This is a genomic window from Pseudoflavonifractor capillosus (assembly GCF_016899775.1).
Taxonomy (GTDB): domain Bacteria; phylum Bacillota; class Clostridia; order Oscillospirales; family Oscillospiraceae; genus Lawsonibacter.
Window position 1 is genome coordinate 1 of the sequence record NZ_JACJJE010000096.1, and the last position, 5,966, is coordinate 5,966.

Consider the following 5,966-nt stretch of genomic DNA (forward strand, 5'->3'; position numbering starts at 1 on the left):
GCCGTGCGCCTGCTGTCTCCAGTAAACTGAAACGGGAACGCACCTTATGTGATGCGTTCCCGTTTCGGCTCACTCCACTTTTCCGTTTATCCTTGCTTTTGGAACCAATTACTTTCAATTCCTGCCACATCGTCCAGCGGAATTTTCGTCCCGTCCGTCAGGACCAGCACCTGCTGGATCTCGTCCAGCTTTTTCAGCCGCCCGGTAGCCGTGAGGTAAGCCCCTCCGTCCTTCCGCTCGTCCGGCTGGAACCAGGTAACCGTGATTTCCGGCTGTTCCGCGATATGCTCCAGCAGAACCGCCTGCCGCCGGTCTAGCTCCGCCTTGGTGTCCTCGTCCAGCTCCATCTTCTGGTCCGTCAGCCGGGCGGTCTCCGCGATAGCCCCTGCGTGGCCAGTGAGGGCGGCGAAGGGGCTGAAAATAGCGGCCCGCTCTGAGATGGGCATTCGTGGGTGTCGAACGGAGGTGGGATGGGGCAGGTGGAGGATGTCATCGTATTTCCCGCTCATGCCTGATGCCCTCCGATCGTCTGGTTACGCTCCCTTGCGGTGGCACCATCCTCCAGGTTCATCCCCTTGAGGATGGCGTTCTTGCCGTACCGCTTTTTGATTCCCAGCATGGCCTCCTGGAGCTTCCGCTCTCTGGCGTGGGCGGCTTTATCTGCCTGCTCCTGCTGCTCCTTAGCGGCGTAGTCGGTAAACAGGTCCAGCTGCTCCGTCGGCTCCTCCTTCCAGGCGCTGGCCTCATCCAGCAGCCTGTTGGCGCTGATACTCAGGCGGCGGATCAGCAGGTTTTGATCCACGATCCGGTCATAGAGGGCCGTCACAGCTCTCAGCAAATCATTGGCAGAGGAGGTGTAGAGGAAATTCTCCGTCCCCACCGCGTGCTTGGGGATTTTCCGCCCATAGCGGTCGGCGGTGACAGGGCCCTTATACTGGGCGGCCCGGCTGGGATCATCCAGGTTTTCCCGGTCATAGCCCACGGTGAGGACCAGCTGGTTGGTCACCAGCCCCTTGTCCACCAGGTCCAGGGCCAGGGCGTCCGCCATTTCCCGCACCACCAGGCGGGCTTTCTGGAAGTCATACGGGCACTGGAGCACCTGGCCGGAAACAATGCTCTTGTTCTCCGGCTTGTACGACTTCGCGTCCGCAATGGTGCACGGCTCCCAGCCCCAGGCGTGGTCGATCAAAATTTCCGCGTTGATGCCGAACAGTTTATAGAGCAGTTCCTCATTATGGTATTCTCCCGGTTTTCCGATAGAGCACCGGGCCACATCCCCCATAGTGTACATCCCATGGGTCTCCAACTTATTGGAATAGCCCTTGCCTACCCGCCAGAAGTCAGTGAGAGGCCGGTGACTCCACAGCAACCGCCGGTAGGTCATTTCATTCAGCTTGGCGATGCGCACTCCGTCCTTGTCCGGGTGGACGTGCTTGGCCACGATATCCATGGCCACCTTGGCCAGGTACAGATTGGTACCCATGCCCGCCGCAGCGGTGATGCCGGTGGTTTTCAGAATATCCAGGATGATGGTTCGGGTCAGCTCCCGGGCGGTCATCTGATAGGTGTCCAGGTAGTTGGTCAGATCCATGAACACCTCGTCGATGGAGTAGGGGTAGATGTCCTCCGGTGCCACATATTTCAAATAGACGCTGTAGATCTTGGTGCTCCAGTCGATATAGTGGGCCATCCGGGGCGGGGCCACAATGTAGTCCAGAGCCAGAGCGGGATTCTTCTGCACCTCCGGATCGTGCCAAGAGGAGCCGGTGAACTGATGGCCGGGGGCACTCCACTTCCGCCGGGCATTCACCTCCGCCACCTTCTGCACCACCTCAAAGAGCCGGGCGCGGCCCGCGATGCCATAGGCTTTCAGGGAGGGGGAGACAGCCAGGCAGATGGTCTTGTCCGTGCGGCGCTTGTCCGCCACCACCAGGTTGGTGGTCATGGGATCCAGGCCCCGCTCCACACACTCCACACTGGCGTAAAATGATTTCAAATCACAGCAGACGTAGGTCCGCTCCTTCATGCTACCTCACCCCCTGATTTTAGTATATCACGGACGCTGTCCCGTTATTGGGTCCATCCCAGCACGGCGTCCAGCGTCTCCGGTGCGGCCTCTGGGAAGTTCTTTCGCACCTGTGCATAGACCAGCGCTTTGGACTCCACTGGGTCCACGGAGTAGGCGGAGGCGATGTGGTCGTATCCCCACAGGGCCTCCGGAGTGGTGTAGACGGAGATGGGCCAGCCATAGGGCACGCCCTTCTTGTTGATCCGCTGGCGGAAGTCCCGGATGAGCAGATAGCCTCCCATCTGGAGGTCTGTGACCGTGCCCTCAAAATTTTTCTCTCCGCCTTTTCCGAATCCGGCCTGCCGCTTCAAATCGGAGGAAAACCACTCCTCCTGCTCCAGAAAGCGGTCCATGATCCGCTTCTGACGCATGGTGGCCTGCCCGTCCTCCCACCGGCTGTCGAAGTCATAGCCGTCCCGCCGCCAGTTGGCGAAGTGCGGAAACCAGGCTTTGGAGATGAAACCGGCCCGTTTGCCGAAAAACTTGCCGTAGGCCACCTGACCGCTGCGGGCGATAAGCGCGCGCCACTCCCAGGGGTCCTGCTCCGGGTCTCCGGTCCACCAATAGAGGTCTGCGGTGTTTTCCTCCACGGAGAAGCCGCCTATCTCGTTTTGGAACAGGGGCAGGAAGCCGATCTCATCGACCCAGCAGATGAGTTCCTCCCAGCTTTGGATGCGGGCAGGATTGTCCCAGTCCATGCCCCGCATGATCCATTCGCCGTTTTCAATGGCCATAGTGAAGCCTCCCCACCCTTCTTTTATGTGTATGATTATAGCACATCTGTTCTAAAAATTCTACTGCGGTATTTTCCCAAATGAAGGGCCAGAGAGGAAACAGCAGAAAAGGGATTGCCGTTTCCTCTCTGGCTTATCTCATAAAAGCTGTATAATTCGCTTTATAAGATAATATGTTTAGAATCAAATTATGCGATTTTCATAGGAATGCCCCAAATTCCTGTAGTGCTAATTGGCGCAATCCTTGATTACCAAAAAACGCAAGTTGGCCCATTGAGCTCAGGTTGTTGAACCGAAGGCTATGTTGTTCATGGCGAAGTATGCTATAAATGTAATCCGCCGTTGAAATTTGAAATTTCACCAATTTGCTACGAGGTTTACTTGTTGCGTTTCTAGCTATGTGACGTATTATAATATGTGACGTAATATATTGATCTACTCACATTGAGAGAAAGGAATCTATATGAAATATAAATTCTTAAAACTGAGTACATTGTTAATCCTAACCGGTTTGTTATCTACAGTTGCGACTGCCGCAAACGAAAGTGAGCAGTCTGTAGGAATGTGTTTGGGCCATGTTTATTCTACTGATATTGTAACCTATGTAGATGGCATGCCAATCATTTCCTATAATATCGGAGGGAAAACAGTTATTGCAGCCAAAGACTTAATGGAATATGGCTTTCAAGTGAATTGGAGCGAGGAAGACCGCACAGTATTTATTACATCGGGCAGGTATCCGGAACAGAAGCCAGCGCACCAACCTGCAGTAGATACTCCCGGGCGCATATTGGGAAATATCTACCAAAGTGACATTCGTGTATTTGTCAACAATCAAGAAATCCCTTCCTATAACATTGGCGGTCAAACGGTGATTGCTCCGTCTGATATGTCCGCCAGTGACACGAACAACTTCGAGCATTGCAATCTAAATCAGAAACTCGGCTATTCTAACGCAGGCTTTCGAACGGAATGGGATGCTTCTGCACGCTCGGTCAAAATCACAGCTCTCCGTCCCGGTTCCGAAGTGATTTTCCAAGGAGATATTTACACAGTTTCCGAACTAACTTCTGATTTCTATCTGCAGTCTGCGGGGGCGGGTGTAATCTCAAGTTCGCAGGAGACTTGGGCGGATCTTCGGATGCAAGGACTTGCTTTGGTCGTCGGTGATCAGGAATATTTTTCTCTTGAACTTTTACAAGCTGCCCTTTGGAGTGGTGGAGTGGATACAGATTGTCAGTTGATAGACGGGACCTTGGTCATCCATGGAGAACTTGCCCCGGTTTTAATATCTCCTCCGCCACCTGCCGAAACGAATGATCCGCGATATTCTGGTTATGGCGCCGTGTTTTGTTTTGGAGCCCACAAAGGAGGGGGCTCTGCAGCGTTGGCAAAACTGTCGATCCCTGTAAAATGGATTGACAACGACGGCGCTTCAGAAGAATTTACGGTAGACGGCTACATTGCGGGAAGTGCTGATCGTTCTGACAACTATTTCTTTTTGGATCTAGCACAAATATTTGAAAAATCTTTCTAACGTTTACTTTTTCCTTTCATATGTATCTCTATGTTATATGTAATTGATTTTTCTCGGTATGCTGTAATTGGGCATTACAACATATCGTTATGCCCTATTTAGGAGAATCTTTTACAAATTAACATATGAAAGGAATTAAGCAAATGGCAACATTAACTTTTTTGGAGCCTTCCGGTTCTAATCTGAGATCCGCCATTCTCAGCACTAGCGGTCGTAAAAAGCTTACTCCCACCTCCAATAATGCGCCTTGGATTTACTGTAATTACCCGGAACGAATTGGAGATGGGAATAAGAGCTGGGGGACTGCTGAAAATGGATATTATATTAATCGCCAGACGGTGAACGGCCCAGCCCAGATTTTTTACTCCCATTGGAATAAGACTGGAAAAACTCTTCGTTATCGTATTCAACTCAAAAATAACAATTCCTCTGTCGCAACCGTTACTCGCAGTAATGTAGGAGCTTGTACTGGTTGGGATGGTACAATTGCAGTAAAGAATTTCTTTGCCAGTTCTAGCAAAACAATCTCTGTGCCGGCAAAGGGAACCGCTTGGCTTATCGATGAACTCGTCGTTTCCAATGGCCAGCCATTTACGGGAATGGTACGGTTTAGTACAAATAAGAGTGTTGTTGTTACTGTAATTGCATATGAATCTAGTAGCAAGATTAATAATGCCACAAAGCCTTTCCCTTATAGATCTACAGAAGTGCCCTCCAATGATAATAAGGTCTACTCTGGACTAGGAAATGGTTACTTCCTTACCTTCAATCATGGGACAATCAGCACCAGCAGTCTTCCTTATCGTTTTACAACTAATTGTGATGCCAACGCCGGACTGCAAAATAATGGAGAAATGGTCCCAATCAAGCTTGTTGACGGAAATTTTACTGCATCTATTACCAGTTCAGATCAGGAATTAAGAAACTTGGGAAATTGGTGTGTTCAAAACTATCATAAAATTACTCTAAGAAATACCAGCTCTTCTTCCGTTACAGTATATGGTTATGTAGGTGCAAATGCGTCAGGGAATGCTCAGGTAATTAATCGCGGGGGTACTGTTAAGTCTGCCCGACTTTCTGCAGGCACCACAGGTAAATTTACCTGGAAGTGGTGTAAAGTTGTCTTAGCGGCCGGAGAAAGTTTTACTTTTGATTATCAGCAGATTCTAGCGTCTTATGATGCAGCTGCTACTTTCCATGAGTGGAGTTTGGAATAACCAAACTTTTTTGCAGAACGGCCATTGGGGGTTACTGAAGGCTAAATGAGTAGGACTCATAATATAACATACGATTTTGGAAGTAAAGCGATAAAATCTATTCGCGCCATTCTTATTTTCAATTTTAAATAAGCAAATACGGTCCAATCTTTTTAAAGATCGGACCGTATTTGTCTCCTCTCCAAACATAAAATTAATATATTTAATGAGTACCATTTTAGCGCGTCTAAACCAAAAATCTTGTTAAATAATGGACTAGATAGGAAAAAGTTGCATTGGGGCTGCCTTTTCCTATCTGGTCCTTCTCACAGGAACTGTATGATCTGTTCCCAAAGCAGGATGTGTTTCTGGTCCACCGAGCGGTTGTCATGGAAGTGTCCAAAGAACCAGTATTCGTATTCCAGTCGCCG

The 5,966-nt window shown here is 50.2% G+C and carries 5 protein-coding genes; 2 read left to right on the forward strand and 3 right to left on the reverse strand.

Features of this window, described 5'->3' with window-relative positions; all coding sequences use genetic code 11:
• Positions 1–86 precede the first annotated feature (86 nt).
• The 3 genes from H6B31_RS16055 to H6B31_RS16065 are packed head-to-tail and all read right to left on the reverse strand — an operon-like array spanning position 87 to position 2,802.
• The gene (locus tag H6B31_RS16055; protein WP_204899424.1) at positions 87–509 is read right to left on the reverse strand and encodes a hypothetical protein; all 423 of its coding nucleotides are present in this window, start codon (positions 507–509) and stop codon (positions 87–89) included.
• Positions 506–2,026, reverse strand: a complete 1,521-nt coding sequence (locus H6B31_RS16060) for a Y-family DNA polymerase (protein ID WP_204899425.1) — start codon at positions 2,024–2,026, stop codon at positions 506–508. Before H6B31_RS16060 ends, H6B31_RS16055 begins: the two co-directional genes overlap by 4 nt.
• Before the next feature lie 44 nt (positions 2,027–2,070).
• Complete coding sequence (locus tag H6B31_RS16065) at positions 2,071–2,802, reverse strand: AlkZ-related protein (protein ID WP_204899426.1); 732 nt, start codon at positions 2,800–2,802, stop codon at positions 2,071–2,073.
• 463 nt (positions 2,803–3,265) lie between these two features.
• Between H6B31_RS16065 and H6B31_RS16070 the strand changes: the two genes are divergently transcribed.
• Entirely contained in the window at positions 3,266–4,339 is a 1,074-nt protein-coding gene (locus tag H6B31_RS16070) for a hypothetical protein (protein ID WP_204899427.1), read from the forward strand.
• Between the two features lie 125 nt (positions 4,340–4,464).
• On the forward strand, positions 4,465–5,556 hold the full coding sequence (locus H6B31_RS16075; protein WP_204899428.1) for a hypothetical protein: 1,092 nt from the start codon (positions 4,465–4,467) through the stop codon (positions 5,554–5,556).
• The last annotated feature ends 410 nt before the right edge of the window (positions 5,557–5,966 follow it).